Source organism: Streptomyces subrutilus (assembly GCF_001746425.1).
In the GTDB taxonomy this organism is placed as follows: Bacteria; Actinomycetota; Actinomycetes; order Streptomycetales; family Streptomycetaceae; genus Streptomyces; species Streptomyces subrutilus_A.
Genome location: NZ_MEHK01000001.1, coordinates 4,321,660 through 4,338,555, shown reverse-complemented (window position 1 = coordinate 4,338,555; position 16,896 = coordinate 4,321,660). Strand labels below are relative to the sequence as shown.

Below are 16,896 nucleotides of genomic sequence, written 5' to 3'. Positions count from 1 at the left end.
GCCCCTTACAGCTTCATCAGGCTGGCGTCGTCGACCGAGGCCGAGTGGCGGGTACGGAACAGCGACACGATGATCGCGAGGCCCACCACGACCTCCGCGGCGGCGACGACCATCGTGAAGAAGGCGATGATCTGGCCGTCGAGGTTGCCGTGCATCCGCGAGAAGGCGACGAAGGCGAGGTTGCAGGCGTTGAGCATCAGCTCCACGCACATGAACAGCACGATCGCGTTCTTGCGGATCAGTACTCCGGCCGCGCCGATGGTGAACAGCAGGGCGGCCAGGTAGAGGTAGTTGACCGGATTCACTTCGAGGCCTCCTCACGGCCGAGGCGCTCCGAGGAGGCCTGCTCCAGTGCCTTGAGGTCGGACAGCGCCTCGGCGGAGACGTCCCGGATCTGGCCGCGGGCCCGCAGGGTCTTGCTGACCGTCAGCTCGGACGGGGTGCCGTCCGGCAGCAGGCCGGCGACGTCCACCGCGTTGTGCCGGGCGTAGACGCCGGGCGCGGGCAGCGGCGGGAGCTGGACGCCCTCGCGGACGCGGCGCTCGGCCAGTTCGCGCTGGGTGGCGGCACGCTCGGTGCGCTCGCGGTGGGTGAGCACCATGGCGCCGACGGCCGCGGTGATCAGCAGCGCACCGGTGATCTCGAAGGCGAAGACGTACTTGGTGAAGATCAGCTGGGCCAGGCCCTCGACGTGCCCGGCGGAGTTGATCCGGCCGAGTCCGTTGAAGTGGGTGAGCCCGGCGTTGCCGATGCCGGCGATCAGCAGGATGCCGAAGCCGAGCCCGCACAGGACGGCCAGCCAGCGCTGTCCCTTGATGGTCTCCTTCAGGGAGTCGGCGGCGGTGACGCCGACGAGCATGACCACGAAGAGGAAGAGCATCATGATCGCGCCGGTATAGACGATGACCTGGACGACGCCCAGGAAGTACGCCCCGTTGGCGAGGTAGAAGACCGCCAGGATGATCATCGTCCCGGCCAGGCTGAGGGCGCTGTGCACGGCCTTCTTCATCAGGATCGTGGCCAGCGCGCCGATCACGGCGACCGTGCCCAGGATCCAGAACTGGACCGCCTCACCGGTGGAGGTGAGCGAGGTGGCGGCCGCGGCGAGCGAGGCGCTCATCGTCCGATCACCTCCTGCGAGGCGGGCTCGGTGGGACCGAAGTCGGAGGCCGCCTCCTGCGGGGCCTGGTCCCCCTCGGACGTCGCCGTCTGCCGGGCGGTCCCGGGGGCGGCCCCCGTCACCAGTCCGCGGTAGTAGTCGGTGTCCTCGGTGCCGGGGAACATCGCGTGCGGCGCCTCGACCATGCCCTCGGTGAGCCCGGCGAGCAGCTGCTCCTTGGTGTAGATGAGCGACTCGCGGCTGGCGTCGGCCAGTTCGAACTCGTTCGTCATGGTCAGCGCCCGGGTGGGGCAGGCCTCGACGCACAGCCCGCACAGGATGCAGCGGGCGTAGTTGATCTGGTAGACCCGGCCGTACCGCTCGCCCGGGGAGTAGCGCTCCTCCTCGGTGTTGTCCGCGCCCTCCACGTAGATGGCGTCGGCGGGACAGGCCCAGGCGCACAGCTCGCACCCGATGCACTTCTCCAGACCGTCGGGGTGCCGGTTGAGCTGGTGCCGCCCGTGGAAGCGCGGGGCGGTGGTCTTCGGCTGCTCCGGGTACTGCTCGGTGAGGCGCTTCTTGAACATGGCCTTGAAGGTCACGCCGAAGCCGGCCACCGGGTTCTGCCACTTCTCGTTCGGGTCGGTGTCAGCCATTCTCAGCACCCTCCTCTCGGTCACTCTCAGTATTCGCGCCACCACTGACAATCAGCTCCCGCTCGCTCCGCGGCCGTCGGCGCGGTACGGGTGCCAGGTGCTGGCCGGGCTTGGGCGGTACGGGGAACCCGCCCGCGAGCGGGTCGAAGGGCTCGGCCGCGGCGGCCTTGCCGGCCGCCTCGGCGGCCGCCTTCTCGCGTTTGTCGCGGAACAGGTCCGCGATGAAGGAGAGGAGCAGGATCGCCACGACGGCGCCGCCGACGTAGAGGACGATCTGGCTGAAGTCGTGACTCTCGTTGCGCAGCGCCCGCACGGTCGCGACCAGCATCAGCCAGACGACGGAGACCGGGATCAGGACCTTCCAGCCGAGCTTCATCAGCTGGTCGTAGCGCACGCGCGGCAGCGTGCCGCGCAGCCAGATGAAGAAGAAGAGCAGCAGCTGCACCTTGAGGACGAACCAGAGCATCGGCCACCAGCCGTGGTTCGCGCCCTCCCAATACGTGGAGATCGGCGCCGGGGCCCGCCAGCCGCCCAGGAAGAGCGTGACGGAGACCGCCGAGACGGTGACCATGTTGACGTACTCGGCGAGCATGAACAGCGCGAACTTGATGGACGAGTACTCGGTGTTGAAGCCGCCGACGAGGTCGCCCTCGGACTCCGGCATGTCGAAGGGGGCGCGGTTGGTCTCGCCGACCATCGTCACGACGTAGATGATGAAGGAGACCGGCAGCAGGATGATGTACCAGCGGTCGGCCTGGGCCTCCACGATCGCCGAGGTCGACATCGACCCGGAGTAGAGGAAGACCGAGGCGAAGGCCGCGCCCATCGCGATCTCGTAGGAGATCATCTGCGCGCAGGAGCGCAGGCCGCCGAGGAGCGGGTAGGTCGAGCCGGAGGACCAGCCGGCCAGCACGATGCCGTAGATGCCGACCGAGGCCACCGCGAGGACGTAGAGCATCGCGATGGGCAGGTCGGTCAGCTGCATCGTGGTGCGCTGGCCGAAGATGGAGACCTCGTTGCCCGGCGGGCCGAAGGGGATCACCGCGATGGCCATGAAGGCCGGGATCGCCGCGATGATCGGCGCCAGGACGTAGACCACCTTGTCGGCCCGCTTGACGATGACGTCTTCCTTCAGCATCAGCTTGACGCCGTCGGCGAGCGACTGGAGCAGGCCCCAGGGGCCGTGCCGGTTGGGGCCGATGCGCAGCTGCATCCAGGCGACGACCTTGCGCTCCCACACGATGGAGAAGAGCACGGTCACCATCAGGAAGGCGAAGCAGAACACCGCCTTGATGACGACGAGCCACCAGACGTCCCTGCCGAACAGGGTCAGGTCCTCGGCGGCAAGCTGTACCGCGTTCACGCGCCCACCTCCATGGTGGTGTCGCCGGTGCCGGCCGGGGTCGCGGGGCCGATCCGCACGAGGGTGCCCGGGCCGGCTCCGGTGTCGGCGAGGACCCCGGACCCGGTGGAGTTCAGCGGGAGCCAGACCACGCGGTCGGGCATTTCGGTGATCCGCAGGGGCAGTTCCACGGAGCCGGCCGGGCCGGTGACCGCGAGGACGTCCCCGTTCTTGACGCCCGTCTCGGCCGCCGTGGCCGCCGAGAGCCGGGCGCTCGCCTCGTGCCGGGTGCCGGCCAGTGCTTCGTCGCCGTCCTGGAGCCTGCCCTGGTCGAGGAGGAGCCGGTGGCCCGCGAGGACCGCCTCGCCGATGCCCGGGCGGGGCAGCGGCACGGTGTCCGCGGACTGCCGGGCGGCGCGCTCCCCGGCCCAGCCGCCGAGCCGGTCGAGCTCGCGGCGTACGGCGTGTACGTCGGGCAGCGCGATGGGCCGGTCGGCGGCGTCGGCCAGCATGTGCAGCACGCGGGCGTCGGCCGGGGCGAGGCGGCGGGTCATCTGGTCGGGCTTGAGCGCGGCCTCGAACGGCCGGACCCTGCCCTCCCAGTTGATGAAGGCGCCCGCCTTCTCGACCACGGCGGCGACCGGGAAGACCACGTCCGCGTGCTCGGTGACCTCGCTGGGCCGCAGTTCCAGGGAGATGACGAAGGCCTCCTGGAGGGCGGTCCGCGCGCGGGCCGGGTCCGGCAGGTCCGCGACCTCGACGCCCGCCACCACCAGGGCGGACAGTTCGCGGGTCGCCGCGGCCTCCACGATCTGGCCGGTGTCGCGGCCGTAGCGGTGCGGGAGTTCGTCCAGCCCCCAGGCGGTGGCGACCTCGTCGCGGGCCCGCGGGTCGGTGGCCGGGCGGCCGCCGGGCAGCAGGGACGGCAGCGCGCCCGCCTCGACGGCGGCCCGCTCACCGGCCCGGCGCGGGATCCACACCAGCGTCGCCCCGGTCGCGGTGGCCGCCCGTACGGCGGCGGTCAGCGCGCCCGGCACGGCGGCGAGGCGCTCCCCGACGACGATGACGGCGCCGCGCTGGCGCAGTGCGTCGGCGGCGTCCGCGCCGCCCGCTTCCAGGCCGGTCCGGGAGGCGAGCGCGTCCAGCCACTCGGGCTCGGTGCCGGGGGCGGCGGCCAGCAGGGTGCCGCCCGCCTTCTCCAGGCCCCGGGTGGCGAAGGGGGCCAGCGCGAAGGTCCGCTGCTTGTGCTTGCGGCGGGCCTTGCGCAGCCGCAGGAAGACCCCGGGGGCCTCCTCCTCGGATTCGATGCCGGCGAGCAGGACGGCGGGCGCCGCCTCCAGCGCGGTGTAGGTGACACCGCGGCCGTCGAGGTCCTTGCCGGTCCCGGCCACGGTGGCGGCCAGGAAGTCGGCCTCCTCCGCGCTGTGGACCCGGGCCCGGAAGTCGATGTCGTTGGTGTCCAGGACCACCCGCGCGAACTTGGCGTACGCGTAGGCGTCCTCGACGGTGAGCCGTCCGCCGGTCAGCACCCCGGCCCGGCCGCGCGCCCCGGCGAGGCCGCCGGCCGCGGCCTCCAGGGCCTCGGGCCAGCTCGCCGGCTCCAGGACCCCGGCGGCGCTGCGCACCAGCGGGGTCGTGAGCCGGTCGCGCTGCTGGGCGTAGCGGAACGCGAAGCGGCCCTTGTCGCAGATCCACTCCTCGTTGACCTCGGGGTCCTCCGCGGCCAGCCGGCGCAGCACCTTGCCGCGGCGGTGGTCGGTCCGGGTCGCGCAGCCGCCCGCGCAGTGCTCGCACACGCTCGGGGAGGAGACGAGGTCGAAGGGGCGGGAGCGGAACCGGTACGCGGCGGAGGTGAGGGCGCCGACGGGGCAGATCTGGATGGTGTTGCCGGAGAAGTACGACTCGAAGGGGTCGCCCTCGCCGGTGCCGACCTGCTGGAGCGCGCCGCGCTCCAGCAGCTCGATCATCGGGTCGCCGGCGATCTCGTTGGAGAAGCGGGTGCAGCGCGCGCAGAGCACGCACCGCTCGCGGTCCAGCAGCACCTGCGTGGAGATCGGGACCGGCTTCTCGTAGGTGCGCTTGCGGCCCTCGAACCGGGACTCGGCGTTGCCGTGCGACATCGCCTGGTTCTGCAGCGGGCACTCGCCGCCCTTGTCGCAGACCGGGCAGTCCAGCGGGTGGTTGATGAGCAGCAGCTCCATCACACCGCGCTGGGACTTGTCGGCGACCTCGGAGGTCAGCTGCGTCTTGACGACCATGCCGTCGGTGCAGGTGATGGTGCAGGAGGCCATCGGCTTGCGCTGGCCCTCGACCTCGACGATGCACTGGCGGCAGGCGCCGGCCGGGGAGAGCAGGGGGTGGTCGCAGAACCGGGGGATCTCGATGCCCAGCTGCTCGGCGGCCCGGATGACCAGCGTGCCCTTGGGGACCGACAGCTCGACCCCGTCGATGGTCAGCGACACCAGGTCCTCCGGTGGCACCGCAGCCTCCCCGCCACCGGCGGGAGCGTTCGTGGTGACGGTCATGCGTTCACCTCCGTGTCAGCCCAGAGGGTCGACTTCCTGGGGTCGAAGGGGCAGCCCTTGCCCGTGATGTGCTGCTCGTACTCCGCGCGGAAGTACTTGAGCGAGGAGAAGATGGGGCTGGCGGCGCCGTCGCCGAGCGCGCAGAAGGACTTGCCGTTGATGTTGTCGGCGATGTCGTTCAGCTTGTCGAGGTCGGACATGGCGCCCTTGCCGGCCTCGATGTCGCGCAGCAGCTGGACCAGCCAGTAGGTGCCCTCGCGGCAGGGCGTGCACTTGCCGCAGGACTCGTGGGCGTAGAACTCGGTCCACCGGGTCACGGCCCGCACCACGCAGGTCGTCTCGTCGAAGCACTGGAGCGCCTTGGTGCCGAGCATCGAGCCGGCCGCGCCCACACCCTCGTAGTCCAGCGGGACGTCGAGGTGCTCGTCCGTGAACATGGGGGTGGAGGAGCCGCCCGGGGTCCAGAACTTCAGCCGGTGCCCGGGCCGCATCCCGCCGCTCATGTCGAGCAGCTGGCGCAGGGTGATGCCGAGCGGGGCCTCGTACTGGCCGGGGCCCGCGACGTGCCCGGAGAGCGAGTACAGGGTGAAGCCGGGGGACTTCTCGGTCCCCATCGACTTGAACCAGTCCTTGCCCTTGTTCAGGATCGCGGGGACCGAGGCGATGGACTCCACGTTGTTGACGACGGTGGGGCACGCGTAGAGCCCCTCCACGGCCGGGAAGGGAGGACGCAGCCGGGGCTGGCCGCGCCGGCCTTCGAGGGAGTCGAGCAGAGCCGTCTCCTCGCCGCAGATGTACGCGCCCGCTCCCGCGTGCACCGTGATGTCGAGGTCGAGCCCGCTCCCGAGGATGTCCTTCCCGAGGTAGCCGGCCTCGTACGCCTCGCGCACCGCCTCGTGCAGGCGCCGCAGGACCGGTACGACCTCGCCGCGCAGGTAGATGAAGGCGTGCTGCGAGCGGATCGCGTAGCAGGCGATGATCATTCCCTCGATGAGGGAGTGCGGGTTGGCGAAGAGGAGGGGGATGTCCTTGCAGGTTCCCGGCTCCGACTCGTCCGCGTTCACGACGAGGTAGTGCGGCTTTCCGTCGCCCTGCGGGATGAACTGCCACTTCATGCCGGTGGGGAAGCCCGCGCCGCCGCGGCCGCGCAGGCCCGAGTCCTTCACGTAGGCGATGAGGTCGTCCGGGGTCATCGCGAGGGCCTTGCGCAGGCCTTCGTAGCCCTCGTGCCGCCGGTAGGTCTCCAGCGTCCACGAGGCGGGCTCGTCCCAGAACGCGGAGAGGACGGGGGCGAGGAGCTTTTCCGGACTCGTCCCTCCCCCAGCCTCCGGCTGGGCGGTGCCCCCATGACTTTCCTTGGATGACACGGACATCACTCCCCTCCCTCGGTGGTGGTGTCGCCACGGGACGCGCCGCCCGCCTCGCCGCGCGGGTGCACGATCGGGGTGCGCGGGGACTCGCCGCGGGCGATGCGCAGGCCGATCAGGGAGGCGGGGCCGGCGCCGCCGGTCGCCTCGACCGCGCCCTCGCGCTCGTCGGGGAAACCGGCGAGGATCCGGGCCGTGTCCTTGTACGTGCACAGGGGCGCGCCCCGGGTCGGCTCGACGGGGCGGCCGGCCAGCAGGTCGTCCACCATGGCCTTGGCGGACTCGGGGGTCTGGTTGTCGAAGAACTCCCAGTTGACCATCACCACGGGGGCGTAGTCGCAGGCCGCGTTGCACTCGATGTGCTCGAGGGTGACCTTGCCGTCGGGGGTGGTCTCGTTGTTGCCGACGCCGAGGTGCTCCTTGAGCTCCTCGAAGATGGCGTCGCCGCCCATGACCGCGCACAGGGTGTTCGTACAGACGCCGACCTGGTAGTCCCCGGAGGGCCTGCGCCGGTACATCGTGTAGAACGTCGCCACCGCCGTGACCTCGGCGGTGGTCAGGCCCAGCACCTCGGCGCAGAAGCGGATGCCGGTGCGCGAGACGTGGCCCTCCTGCGACTGGCACAGGTGCAGCAGCGGCAGCAGCGCGCTGCGGCTGTCGGGATAGCGGGCGATGACCTGCTTCGCGTCCGCTTCGAGGCGCTCGCGTACGTCGGCCGGGAAGTCGGGGGCGGGAAGCTGCGGCATGCCCAATGAGATGTCGGTCATCGGTCGACGCCTCCCATCACGGGGTCGATGGAGGCGACGGCGACGATGACGTCGGCGACCTGGCCGCCCTCGCACATCGCTGCCATGGCCTGGAGGTTGGTGAAGGACGGGTCGCGGAAGTGGACCCGGTAGGGGCGGGTGCCGCCGTCGGAGACGACGTGGACGCCGAGCTCGCCCTTGGGGGACTCGACGGCCGCGTAGGCCTGCCCGGCGGGGACCCGGAAGCCCTCGGTCACCAGCTTGAAGTGGTGGATGAGGGCCTCCATGGAGGTGCCCATGATGTTCTTGATGTGGTCGAGCGAGTTGCCGAGCCCGTCGGGGCCCATCGCGAGCTGCGCCGGCCAGGCGATCTTCTTGTCGGCGACCATCACCGGGCCCGGCTCCAGCCGGTCCAGGCACTGCTCGACGATCCGCAGGGACTGGCGCATCTCCTCCAGGCGGATCAGGAAGCGTCCGTAGGAGTCGCAGGTCTCGGTGGTCGGCGCGTCGAACTCGTAGTCCTCGTAGCCGCAGTACGGGTCCGACTTGCGCAGGTCGTGGGGCAGTCCCGCGGAGCGCAGGATCGGGCCGGTGGCGCCGAGCGCCATGGCTCCGGTGAGGTCGAGGTAGCCGACGTCCTGCATGCGGGCCTTGAAGATGGGGTTGCCGGTGGCGAGCTTGTCGTACTCCGGCAGGTTCTTCTTCATGGTCTTCACGAACTCGCGCAGCTGGTCGACGGCGCCCGGCGGCAGGTCCTGCGCCAGGCCGCCGGGGCGGACGAACGCGTGGTTCATGCGCAGTCCGGTGATCAGCTCGAAGACGTCGAGGATCAGCTCGCGGTCGCGGAAGCCGTAGATCATGATCGTCGTCGCGCCCAGCTCCATGCCGCCGGTGGCGATGCACACCAGGTGGGAGGAGAGCCGGTTGAGCTCCATCAGCAGGACGCGGATGACGGTGGCGCGGTCCGGGATCTGGTCGGTGATGCCGAGCAGCTTCTCGACGCCGAGGCAGTACGCCGTCTCGTTGAAGAACGGCGTCAGGTAGTCCATGCGCGTCACGAAGGTGGTGCCCTGCGTCCAGTTCCGGAACTCGAGGTTCTTCTCGATGCCGGTGTGCAGGTAGCCGATGCCGCAGCGGGCCTCGGTGACCGTCTCGCCGTCGATCTCCAGGATCAGGCGGAGCACTCCGTGGGTGGACGGGTGCTGCGGGCCCATGTTGACGACGATCCGCTCGTCGTCGGCCTTGGCCGCGGACCGGACGATCTCGTCCCAGTCGCCGCCGGTGACGGTGTAGACGGTGCCTTCGGTCGTCTCGCGCGCGGAGGCGTGCGATGCGTTCGGGGTGTTCATCAGCTGTACGACCTCCGCTGGTCGGGAGCCGGGATCTGGGCGCCCTTGTACTCGACGGCGATGCCGCCGAGCGGGTAGTCCTTGCGCTGCGGGAAGCCCTGCCAGTCGTCCGGCATCATGATCCGGGTGAGGGCGGGGTGCCCGTCGAAGACCAGGCCGAAGAAGTCGTACGTCTCGCGCTCGTGCCAGTCGTTGGTCGGGTAGACGGAGACGAGCGAGGGGACGTGCGGGTCGCTGTCCGGGACGGACACCTCCAGCCGCAGGATCCGGCCGTGGGTGAGCGAGCGCAGGTGGTAGACGGCGTGCAGCTCGCGGCCCTTGTCCCCGGGGAAGTGCACCCCGGAGACTCCGGTGCAGAGCTCGAAGCGCAGGGCGGGGTCGTCGCGCAGGGTGCGCGCCACCTGGACGAGGTGCTCGCGGGCGATGTGGAAGGTGAGCTCGCCCCGGTCGACCACGGTCTTCTCGATGGCGTTCTCGGGGACCAGGTCCTGCTCCTCCAGGGCGCCTTCGAGTTCGTCGGCCACCTCGTCGAAGTAGGAGCCGTACGGGCGGCTCGCCGCGCCGGGCAGGGCCACGGTGCGGACCAGGCCGCCGTAGCCGCTGGTGTCGCCGCCGCCCGCCGCTCCGAACATGCCCTTGCGGACGCCGATGACCTCGGGGCCGCTCGGGCGCGGGGCGGGGAGGTTGTTCCCGCCGTTGCCGTTGCCGTTGTCGCCGTTCTCCGGCTCTCGGGTCTCGCTCACCGGAGCAGCCCCTTCATCTCGATGGTGGGGAGGGCCTTGAGGGCCGCCTCCTCCGCCTCACGCGCCGCCTCTTCCCGGTTCACGCCGAGCTTCGAGCCCTGGATCTTCTGGTGGAGCTTGAGGATCGCGTCCATCAGCATTTCGGGGCGCGGCGGGCAGCCGGGCAGGTAGATGTCCACCGGGACGATGTGGTCGACGCCCTGGACGATCGCGTAGTTGTTGAACATTCCGCCCGAAGAAGCACAAACCCCCATGGAGATGACCCATTTGGGAGCCGGCATCTGGTCGTACACCTGCCGCAGTACCGGCGCCATCTTCTGGCTGACCCGGCCGGCCACGATCATCAGGTCGGCCTGGCGGGGGGAGCCCCGGAAGACCTCCATGCCGAAGCGGGCCAGGTCGTAGCGTCCCGCTCCGGTGGTCATCATCTCGATGGCGCAGCAGGCCAGGCCGAAGGTCGCGGGAAAGACGGATGACTTGCGCACCCAGCCCGCCGCCTGTTCGACGGTGGTCAGCAGAAAGCCGCTCGGCAGCTTCTCTTCAAGTCCCATGGGAAATTCAGCCCCTCAGTCCCATTCCAGGCCGCCGCGGCGCCACACGTAGGCGTAGGCGACGAAGACGGTGAGCACGAAGAGGAGCATCTCCACGAGCCCGAAGATCCCCAGGGAGTCGAAGGTGACGGCCCAGGGGTAGAGGAAGACGACCTCGATATCGAAGATGATGAAGAGCATCGCCGTCAGGTAGTACTTGATGGGGAAGCGGCCGCCGCCGGCCGGCTGCGGAGTGGGCTCGATGCCGCACTCGTACGCCTCGAGCTTTGCCCGGTTGTACCGTTTTGGGCCGATCAGCGTGGCCATGACCACGGAGAAGATCGCAAACCCTGCGCCGAGGGCGCCGAGCACGAGGATGGGCGCGTACGCATTCACGCTCCTCGCTCCTTCCAGTCGTCCTTGACCGTTGGACCGCTGCGCCGGCTGGGGGCACTTCCCAGCGGCAGCCGGGGCGTGCCCCGCCTCGCGAAGATCGCGCGTGGATCGAACGCATCCATGTGAGGCAGTTCACAAGCCGGACTCGTGCGCATCTTATGCCTGCTGCTCTGTGATCTGCGACACGGGTAACAACACCGAGTTTGTGATCTCCACCACCCGGCGAACGATCATCAAGTCCGATGAGTCGTGATCTTCGTACGCGAAGCATCCACATGATCACCAAAGGTGACATCCGGGCGGGTTGCCGCAGGTGGAAGAGGTGTCGCCCTATCAAATGATGGCCATTGCAAGCAAATTGGCGCTGCGTCCGTCGCGGTGGTAAAGGAACCGGCGTCGCCCGGTCGGGGGAGGTCGTGCGTACGGAGGTGGACGCGGCGGTCCCGGGACACCCCCCTGCGCGTGCATCCGTTCACGAACTCCGACAGCGAGTTCACGGCGAGGTCACGGAAGGCCCACAGCGTCCGCACAGCGTGACGCTCCTGTGACCTGCGCCACTCCCGTTTCGTGATGGGGAAAGAGGGCTTGGCCATCTGTGCGGAGGGATGGTAGTCCGAGGATCAATCCGGACTTATTGCTGAAACCCCATGATCACAGGCTTGTGACAGCGTGTCCGTTCTGTCCGTTACGGCGTCAATAAAAGGCGCGGCGCGCCCGGTTAGAGCCGTTCGCGCGCAACTGTGGCGCAAGCCACGTTTCTTGAAGGGAACCCTCGCACCCTGATAGCGGTTGTTCTCATGTCCCACACCGCTCACATACCCAGCCACCGGAAGCCCCGCCGCAGCGCCTCGAAGCTCGCGGTCCGCGCCGGAGTTGCCGGTGGCGTCCTCAGCACCCTCGCCATGGCCGGCACCGCGAGCGCGTCCCCCGCCGAGCCCGTGGCCGAGACGACGCTCGAAATGCCGGTCCTGAACCTGGACCTGGCCGCCGAGGTCTCCTCCGCCGTCGCCACCGCCGCCGAGAACACCCGCGCGGCCGCCGTCGAGGGCGAACTGACGGCCCAGGAGGAGAGCGCCCGCACCGGCGCCGCCGCCGAGGCCCGGCAGGCGAAGGAAGCGGCCCAGAAGAAGGCCGACGACGACGCCGCGGCCAAGAAGGCCAAGGAAGAGGCCGACCGCAAGGCCGAGGCCGAGCGCGCCAGCCGCAACAGCGCCCGCTCCGCGCTGTCGACGAAGTCCGCCGCGACCCCCAGCGACGGCTCCGGCGCCTCCGTGGCCGCCCCGGCGACCGGCTCCGCCGCCGCCATCGTGAACTTCGCCCGCGCCCAGGTCGGCAAGGCGTACGTGATGGGCGGCACCGGCCCGTCCTCGTTCGACTGCTCCGGCCTCGTCCAGGCCGCCTACCGCCAGGCCGGCATCAGCCTGCCGCGCATGTCCCAGGCGCAGTCCTCTGCCGGCACCTCGGTGTCGCTGAGCGCCCTGCAGCCGGGCGACATCCTGTACTGGGGCTCCAAGGGCAGCGCCTACCACGTCGCCCTCTACGTCGGCGGCGGCAAGTTCGTCGGCGCGCAGAACCCCAGCACCGGCATCGTCGAGCGCAGCATGAACTACGACAAGCCGACGGGTGCCGTGCGCGTCCTCTGAGCCGCCCGCACCGCCCGAAGCGGCGCAAGGGCCGGTACTCCCCCGCTCGGGGGTGGAGTACCGGCCCTTCGTCACGCCCGCATCCCGGGTCCTGCGAAGATGGCGGCGTGCACCCGAAGCCCTACGAGGAGCACGGCCCCGGCGACCCCACCGCCGCCCGGGCCGCGCTCGGGCTCGCCCTGCTCGCCGTCGGCGGCTGGCTGCTGACCACCGCCCGCCCCTGGCTGAAGCCCGGGCCCCCGCCGGCGCTCGCGCTCGGCTGGACCGCCTCGGGCGCGATGCTGGTGTGCGGGCTGCTCCTGCCGGCCCGGTGCGTGCGTACCGTGCACGCGGAGGCGGACCGGAGCGGGGAGACCCCGCCCGGCCCGCCGGACCGCGGCCTCAGGCCTTCGGGGCCACCTTCGACAGGCCGTTGATGATGCGGTCCATCGCGTCGCCGCCCGTCGGGTCGGTGAGGTTGGCCAGCATCTTGAGCGTGAACTTCATCAGCACCGGGTGCGTCAGGCCGCGCTGCGTGGCGACCTTCATGACCTTCGGGTTGCCGATCAGCTTCACGAAGGCACGGCCGAGCGTGTAGTAGCCGCCGTACGTCTCCTTCAGCACCTTCGGGTAGTTGTGCAGCGCCAGTTCGCGCTGGGCCGGGGTGGACCGGGCGTGCGCCTGCACGATGACGTCGGCCGCGATCTGGCCCGACTCCATGGCGTAGGCGATGCCCTCGCCGTTGAACGGGTTGACCAGGCCGCCCGCGTCACCGACGAGCAGCAGGCCCTTGGTGTAGTGCGGCTGCCGGTTGAACGCCATCGGCAGGGCCGCGCCGCGGATCGGCTGGGTCATGTTATCGGGGGTGTAGCCCCAGTCCTCCGGCATGGACGCGCACCAGGCCTTGAGGACCTCGCGCCAGTCCAGCTCCTTGAAGGCGGAGGAGGAGTTCAGGATGCCCAGGCCGACGTTGGACGTGCCGTCGCCCATGCCGAAGATCCAGCCGTAGCCGGGCAGCAGCCGGTCCTGGGGGCCGCGCCGGTCCCACAGTTCCAGCCACGACTCCAGGTAGTCGTCGTCGTGCCGCGGCGAGGTGAAGTACGTCCGCACCGCGACGCCCATCGGGCGGTCCTCGCGCCGGTGCAGGCCCATGGCGAGCGACAGCCGCGAGGAGTTGCCGTCGGCGGCGACGACCAACGGGGCGCTGAAGGTGACCGGGGTCTTCTCCTCGCCCAGCTTGGCCTGCACGCCGGTGATGTGGCCGGTACGGGGGTCGCGGACGGGCTCGCCGACGTTGCAGCGCTCGTAGAGGCGGGCGCCGGCCTTCTGCGCCTGGCGGGCCAGGGTCTCGTCGAAGTCGTCGCGCTTGCGGACGAGTCCGTAGTCCGGGAAGGAGGCGAGTTCCGGCCAGTCCAGCTGGAGCCGCTGGCCGCCGCCGATGATGCGCAGGCCCTTGTTGCGGAGCCAGCCGGCCTCTTCGGAGATGTCGATGCCCATCGCGACCAGCTGCTTGGTGGCCCGCGGGGTCAGCCCGTCGCCGCAGACCTTCTCGCGGGGGAACGCGGTCTTCTCCAGCAGCAGGACGTCCAGTCCGGCCTTGGCGAGGTAGTACGCGGTGGTGGAGCCGGCGGGCCCGGCCCCGACGACGATCACGTCCGCGGAGTGTTCGGAGAGGGGCTCGGTCACTGCGGGGTCTCCCGAAGGCTCGATAAAGGGTGCCCAACGGCACCGGACATGTGCAGTCTATGCAGCGAGAGAGATCGCGAACCGAAGGGCTGCCTCCTGTGACCACCTCGCCGACCCGGCCGCTCCCCGCCGTACAGATGCGCGTGCCCACCCACGAGGACGCGCACGCCTGGCACGGGGTGTTCGACGACCCGGACGTCATGGAGTTCCTCGGCGGCCCGGCGGAGCTCTCCTCTTACGTGGAGATCACCGCCCGCCAGCGCATGCACGACGCGCAGCTCGGCTACTGCCTGTGGACGCTGCTGGACGAGGAGGGCTCGGTCCTCGGCTTCACGGGAGCGCAGCCGTGGCCGCGGGAGAAGGAGTGGGGGCCGGTGGGGGAGATCGAGATCGGCGGGCGGCGGGGGCGGGCGGCGTGGGGGCGGGGCTACGCGTATGCCGCTGCGCTGGCGACGCTGGAGCGGGTGCGGGGGGCCGGGGTGCCGCGGGTGGTGGCGATGATCGAGGACACGAACGTGCGGTCGGTCGCGGTGGCGGAGCGGTTGGGCATGACGCTGGCGGAACGCTTTCTCCTGCCGGGGGGCTCGCGCTACGGCCGCCGCTACGAACTGAAGCTCGACCGCCCCTGACCCCCCGCTGCCCGGAGCCTGGGCGCCGCCCAGACCCGCGCCTCAAACGCCGGCGGGGCTGGATGTGCCCGGGCCCCGCGCACCGGCGCGGCCCAAAGACCTGGGGCTCCGCCCCAGACCCCGCGCCTCAAACGCCGGCGGGGCTGGTTGTGCCCCGGCGCGCGAAGCGCCGTGTAGGAAGCCGCACCGGCAACCTCCAGCCCCGCCGGCGTTTGAGGCGCGGGCGCGGAGCGCCGTGTTGGGAGCCGCGCCGGCGATGAGGCGGGAACGGTGGAAGGGCGGGTAGGGGACCGCTCCGCGCAGCGGGGGCCAGCGCACCGGCCCCGGCCCTGCGGCCCGCCCCAGGGCCCGGCGGACGGAGTCCGGCGAAGCCGGGGAGGGGGTACGGGGGCTCGGCTCGTCAGAAGACGGACAGGCCCGTCAGGGTCGTGAAACGGTCCAGGGCGGCCACGCCCGCGACCGAGTTGCCGTGCGGGTCCAACCCGGGGCTCCACACGGCCAGCACGCACTGCCCCGGCACGACGGCCACGATCCCGCCCCCGACCCCGCTCTTGCCCGGCAGCCCGACGCGGTACGCGAACTCCCCCGCCGCGTCGTACGTCCCACAGGTCAGCATCACCGCGTTGATCTGCTTCGCCTCGCTGCGCGTGAGCAGGCGGGACCCGTCGGCCCGCAGCCCGTGCCGGGCCAGGAAGAGCCCCGCCCGGGCCAGGTCGGCGCAGCTCATCTCGATCGAGCACTGCCAGAAGTAGTGGTCCAGCAGGGCCGGTACGGGGTTGTCGATGTTGCCGTAGGAGGCCATGAAGTGGGCCACGGCCGCGTTGCGGTCCCCGTGCTCCTGCTCGGAGGCGGCCACCTCCGCGTCGAAGGCGAGGCCCGGGTTCCCGCTCTCGGCGCGCAGGAAGTCGAGGAGTTCGCTGCTCGCGTCGCCCGTCAGGGTCTGCAGCCGGTCGGTGACCACCAGCGCGCCCGCGTTGATGAACGGATTGCGCGGGATGCCGTTTTCGTACTCCAGCTGCACGAGCGAGTTGAACGGGTTGCCGGACGGCTCCCGTCCGACCCGCTCCCACAGCCCGTCCCCGCCCTCCGCCAAGGCCAGCGCCAGCGCGAAGACCTTGGTGATGGACTGTGCGGAGAAGGGGACCTGCCAGTCCCCGACCCCGAAGACGTTGCCCTCGAGGTCGGCGACGGCCATGCCGAACTGGGCCGGTTCCACGGCCGCGAGCGCCGGGATGTACTCGGCGGGGGTGCCGCTGCCCACCAGCGGGGCGATGTCGGCCGCGATCTGCTCCAGCAGTGCCTGGTAGTCCACTGGTCCCCAGGCCTAGGCCTTGAAGCCCCGGTGCAGCGCCACGATGCCGCCGCTCAGGTTGCGCCAGGCGACCTTGGACCAGCCGGCCTTCTGCAGCAGGCCGGCGAGCTCGGGCTGGTCGGGCCAGTCGCGGATGGACTCGGCGAGGTACACGTAGGCGTCGGGGTTGGAGGAGACGGCCCGGGCCACCGGCGGCAGCGCCCGCATCAGGTACTCGGTGTACACCGTGCGGAAGGGGGCCCAGGTGGGCTGCGAGAACTCGCAGATGACGACCTGCCCGCCGGGCTTGGTCACCCGGTACAGCTCGCGCAGCGCGCCCTCGGTGTTCTGCACGTTGCGCAGGCCGAAGCTGATCGTGACGGTGTCGAAGACGCCGTCCTTGAAGGGGAGCTTCGTCGCGTCGCCCGCCGTGAGGGGCAGCCAGGGGTGCTTCCTCTTGCCTTCGCGCAGCATGCCCAGCGAGAAGTCGCAGGGCACGACGTAGGCGCCGGTCGCGGCGAAGGGCAGCGAGGAGGTCGCGGTGCCGGCGGCCAGGTCGAGGACGAGGTGCCCGGGGCGGGCGCCGACGGCCTTGGCGACCTCCTTGCGCCACAGCCGGGCCTGGCCGAGGGAGAGCACGTCGTTGGTGAGGTCGTAGTTCGCCGCCACGCCGTCGAACATCGAGGCGACTTCGTGCGGCTGCTTGTCCAGGGAAGCCCTTGTCACTGGTGTTCGCCCCTCGGTGTGCGCTGCGGATCGGCGGGTACCGCCCCATCCTCTCAGGCCGGGCCGCCGCGGATGGACGGGCCCCGGGCCGGGTGAACCGGACAACTGGCCCGGAGGACAGTTCCGCCCGGGCCCCGGGGCGCGTTGACTGGGGGCGGTGCGGCCCGGTGACGGTCACCCAATGGATCA

Annotated in this window: 17 protein-coding genes; 3 read left to right on the top strand and 14 right to left on the bottom strand. The window is 70.8% G+C overall.

Going from position 1 to position 16,896, the window contains the following annotated elements; all coding sequences use genetic code 11:
* Positions 1–5: 5 nt before the first annotated feature.
* From nuoK to BGK67_RS20515, 11 genes are read right to left on the bottom strand one after another with little or no spacing between them, the layout of a single operon-like run.
* Positions 6–305, bottom strand: coding sequence for an NADH-quinone oxidoreductase subunit NuoK (nuoK, locus tag BGK67_RS20565; RefSeq protein ID WP_030864698.1), 300 nt, complete (start codon positions 303–305; stop codon positions 6–8).
* Complete coding sequence (locus tag BGK67_RS20560) at positions 302–1,120, bottom strand: NADH-quinone oxidoreductase subunit J (RefSeq protein WP_069921461.1); 819 nt, start codon at positions 1,118–1,120, stop codon at positions 302–304. The genes nuoK and BGK67_RS20560 overlap by 4 nt, the downstream gene beginning before the upstream one ends.
* On the bottom strand, positions 1,117–1,755 hold the full coding sequence (nuoI, locus tag BGK67_RS20555) for an NADH-quinone oxidoreductase subunit NuoI (RefSeq protein WP_069921460.1): 639 nt from the start codon (positions 1,753–1,755) through the stop codon (positions 1,117–1,119). The genes BGK67_RS20560 and nuoI overlap by 4 nt, the downstream gene beginning before the upstream one ends.
* Positions 1,748–3,118, bottom strand: coding sequence for an NADH-quinone oxidoreductase subunit NuoH (nuoH, locus tag BGK67_RS20550; RefSeq protein ID WP_069921459.1), 1,371 nt, complete (start codon positions 3,116–3,118; stop codon positions 1,748–1,750). Before nuoH ends, nuoI begins: the two co-directional genes overlap by 8 nt.
* Positions 3,115–5,622: an NADH-quinone oxidoreductase subunit G gene (locus tag BGK67_RS20545; RefSeq protein WP_069921458.1), complete on the bottom strand. Its 2,508-nt coding sequence runs from the start codon at positions 5,620–5,622 to the stop codon at positions 3,115–3,117. Before BGK67_RS20545 ends, nuoH begins: the two co-directional genes overlap by 4 nt.
* A complete protein-coding gene (gene nuoF, locus BGK67_RS20540) occupies positions 5,619–6,995 on the bottom strand; it encodes an NADH-quinone oxidoreductase subunit NuoF (protein WP_069921457.1) in 1,377 nt (458 codons plus the stop codon). Before nuoF ends, BGK67_RS20545 begins: the two co-directional genes overlap by 4 nt.
* The gene (nuoE, locus tag BGK67_RS20535) at positions 6,995–7,756 is read right to left on the bottom strand and encodes an NADH-quinone oxidoreductase subunit NuoE (RefSeq protein ID WP_069921456.1); all 762 of its coding nucleotides are present in this window, start codon (positions 7,754–7,756) and stop codon (positions 6,995–6,997) included. Before nuoE ends, nuoF begins: the two co-directional genes overlap by 1 nt.
* Positions 7,753–9,084, bottom strand: coding sequence for an NADH-quinone oxidoreductase subunit D (locus tag BGK67_RS20530; RefSeq protein ID WP_069921455.1), 1,332 nt, complete (start codon positions 9,082–9,084; stop codon positions 7,753–7,755). Before BGK67_RS20530 ends, nuoE begins: the two co-directional genes overlap by 4 nt.
* The gene (locus BGK67_RS20525; RefSeq protein WP_069921454.1) at positions 9,084–9,827 is read right to left on the bottom strand and encodes an NADH-quinone oxidoreductase subunit C; all 744 of its coding nucleotides are present in this window, start codon (positions 9,825–9,827) and stop codon (positions 9,084–9,086) included. The genes BGK67_RS20530 and BGK67_RS20525 overlap by 1 nt, the downstream gene beginning before the upstream one ends.
* Positions 9,824–10,378, bottom strand: coding sequence for a NuoB/complex I 20 kDa subunit family protein (locus BGK67_RS20520; protein ID WP_007265818.1), 555 nt, complete (start codon positions 10,376–10,378; stop codon positions 9,824–9,826). The genes BGK67_RS20525 and BGK67_RS20520 overlap by 4 nt, the downstream gene beginning before the upstream one ends.
* Before the next feature lie 15 nt (positions 10,379–10,393).
* Complete coding sequence (locus BGK67_RS20515; protein ID WP_069921453.1) at positions 10,394–10,753, bottom strand: NADH-quinone oxidoreductase subunit A; 360 nt, start codon at positions 10,751–10,753, stop codon at positions 10,394–10,396.
* A 797-nt stretch (positions 10,754–11,550) separates the two neighbouring features.
* Here BGK67_RS20515 and BGK67_RS20510 point away from each other — a divergent pair.
* Positions 11,551–12,396: a C40 family peptidase gene (locus BGK67_RS20510; RefSeq protein ID WP_069921452.1), complete on the top strand. Its 846-nt coding sequence runs from the start codon at positions 11,551–11,553 to the stop codon at positions 12,394–12,396.
* 107 nt (positions 12,397–12,503) lie between these two features.
* Positions 12,504–12,812: a hypothetical protein gene (locus BGK67_RS20505; RefSeq protein ID WP_069921451.1), complete on the top strand. Its 309-nt coding sequence runs from the start codon at positions 12,504–12,506 to the stop codon at positions 12,810–12,812.
* On the opposite strand, the gene BGK67_RS20500 is transcribed toward BGK67_RS20505, so the two are convergent.
* The gene (locus BGK67_RS20500; protein ID WP_069921450.1) at positions 12,778–14,061 is read right to left on the bottom strand and encodes a geranylgeranyl reductase family protein; all 1,284 of its coding nucleotides are present in this window, start codon (positions 14,059–14,061) and stop codon (positions 12,778–12,780) included. The two genes, BGK67_RS20505 and BGK67_RS20500, sit on opposite strands and share 35 nt — an antisense overlap.
* Before the next feature lie 98 nt (positions 14,062–14,159).
* Between BGK67_RS20500 and BGK67_RS20495 the strand changes: the two genes are divergently transcribed.
* On the top strand, positions 14,160–14,690 hold the full coding sequence (locus BGK67_RS20495) for a GNAT family N-acetyltransferase (protein ID WP_069921449.1): 531 nt from the start codon (positions 14,160–14,162) through the stop codon (positions 14,688–14,690).
* A gap of 400 nt (positions 14,691–15,090) precedes the next feature.
* Here BGK67_RS20495 and BGK67_RS20490 read toward each other — a convergent pair whose 3' ends face one another.
* Together BGK67_RS20490 and BGK67_RS20485 are read right to left on the bottom strand one after the other, a co-directional pair.
* Positions 15,091–16,002 carry a glutaminase gene (locus BGK67_RS20490; RefSeq protein ID WP_069921448.1) on the bottom strand — a complete coding sequence of 304 codons (912 nt, stop codon included), beginning with the start codon at positions 16,000–16,002 and terminating at the stop codon, positions 15,091–15,093.
* A 12-nt stretch (positions 16,003–16,014) separates the two neighbouring features.
* Positions 16,015–16,707, bottom strand: coding sequence for a demethylmenaquinone methyltransferase (locus BGK67_RS20485; protein ID WP_079154293.1), 693 nt, complete (start codon positions 16,705–16,707; stop codon positions 16,015–16,017).
* Positions 16,708–16,896 lie beyond the last annotated feature (189 nt).

What these genes read in the sequence shown, in the direction of transcription:
- BGK67_RS20560 (WP_069921461.1), bottom strand. Translation starts at nt 1,120, where the DNA reads ATGAGCGCCTCGCTCGCCGCGGCCGCCACCTCGCTCACCTCCACCGGT.
- nuoI (WP_069921460.1), bottom strand. Translation starts at nt 1,755, where the DNA reads ATGGCTGACACCGACCCGAACGAGAAGTGGCAGAACCCGGTGGCCGGC.
- BGK67_RS20545 (WP_069921458.1), bottom strand. Translation starts at nt 5,622, where the DNA reads ATGACCGTCACCACGAACGCTCCCGCCGGTGGCGGGGAGGCTGCGGTG.
- nuoF (WP_069921457.1), bottom strand. Translation starts at nt 6,995, where the DNA reads ATGTCCGTGTCATCCAAGGAAAGTCATGGGGGCACCGCCCAGCCGGAG.
- nuoE (WP_069921456.1), bottom strand. Translation starts at nt 7,756, where the DNA reads ATGACCGACATCTCATTGGGCATGCCGCAGCTTCCCGCCCCCGACTTC.
- BGK67_RS20530 (WP_069921455.1), bottom strand. Translation starts at nt 9,084, where the DNA reads ATGAACACCCCGAACGCATCGCACGCCTCCGCGCGCGAGACGACCGAA.
- BGK67_RS20520 (WP_007265818.1), bottom strand. Translation starts at nt 10,378, where the DNA reads ATGGGACTTGAAGAGAAGCTGCCGAGCGGCTTTCTGCTGACCACCGTC.
- BGK67_RS20510 (WP_069921452.1), top strand. Translation starts at nt 11,551, where the DNA reads ATGTCCCACACCGCTCACATACCCAGCCACCGGAAGCCCCGCCGCAGC.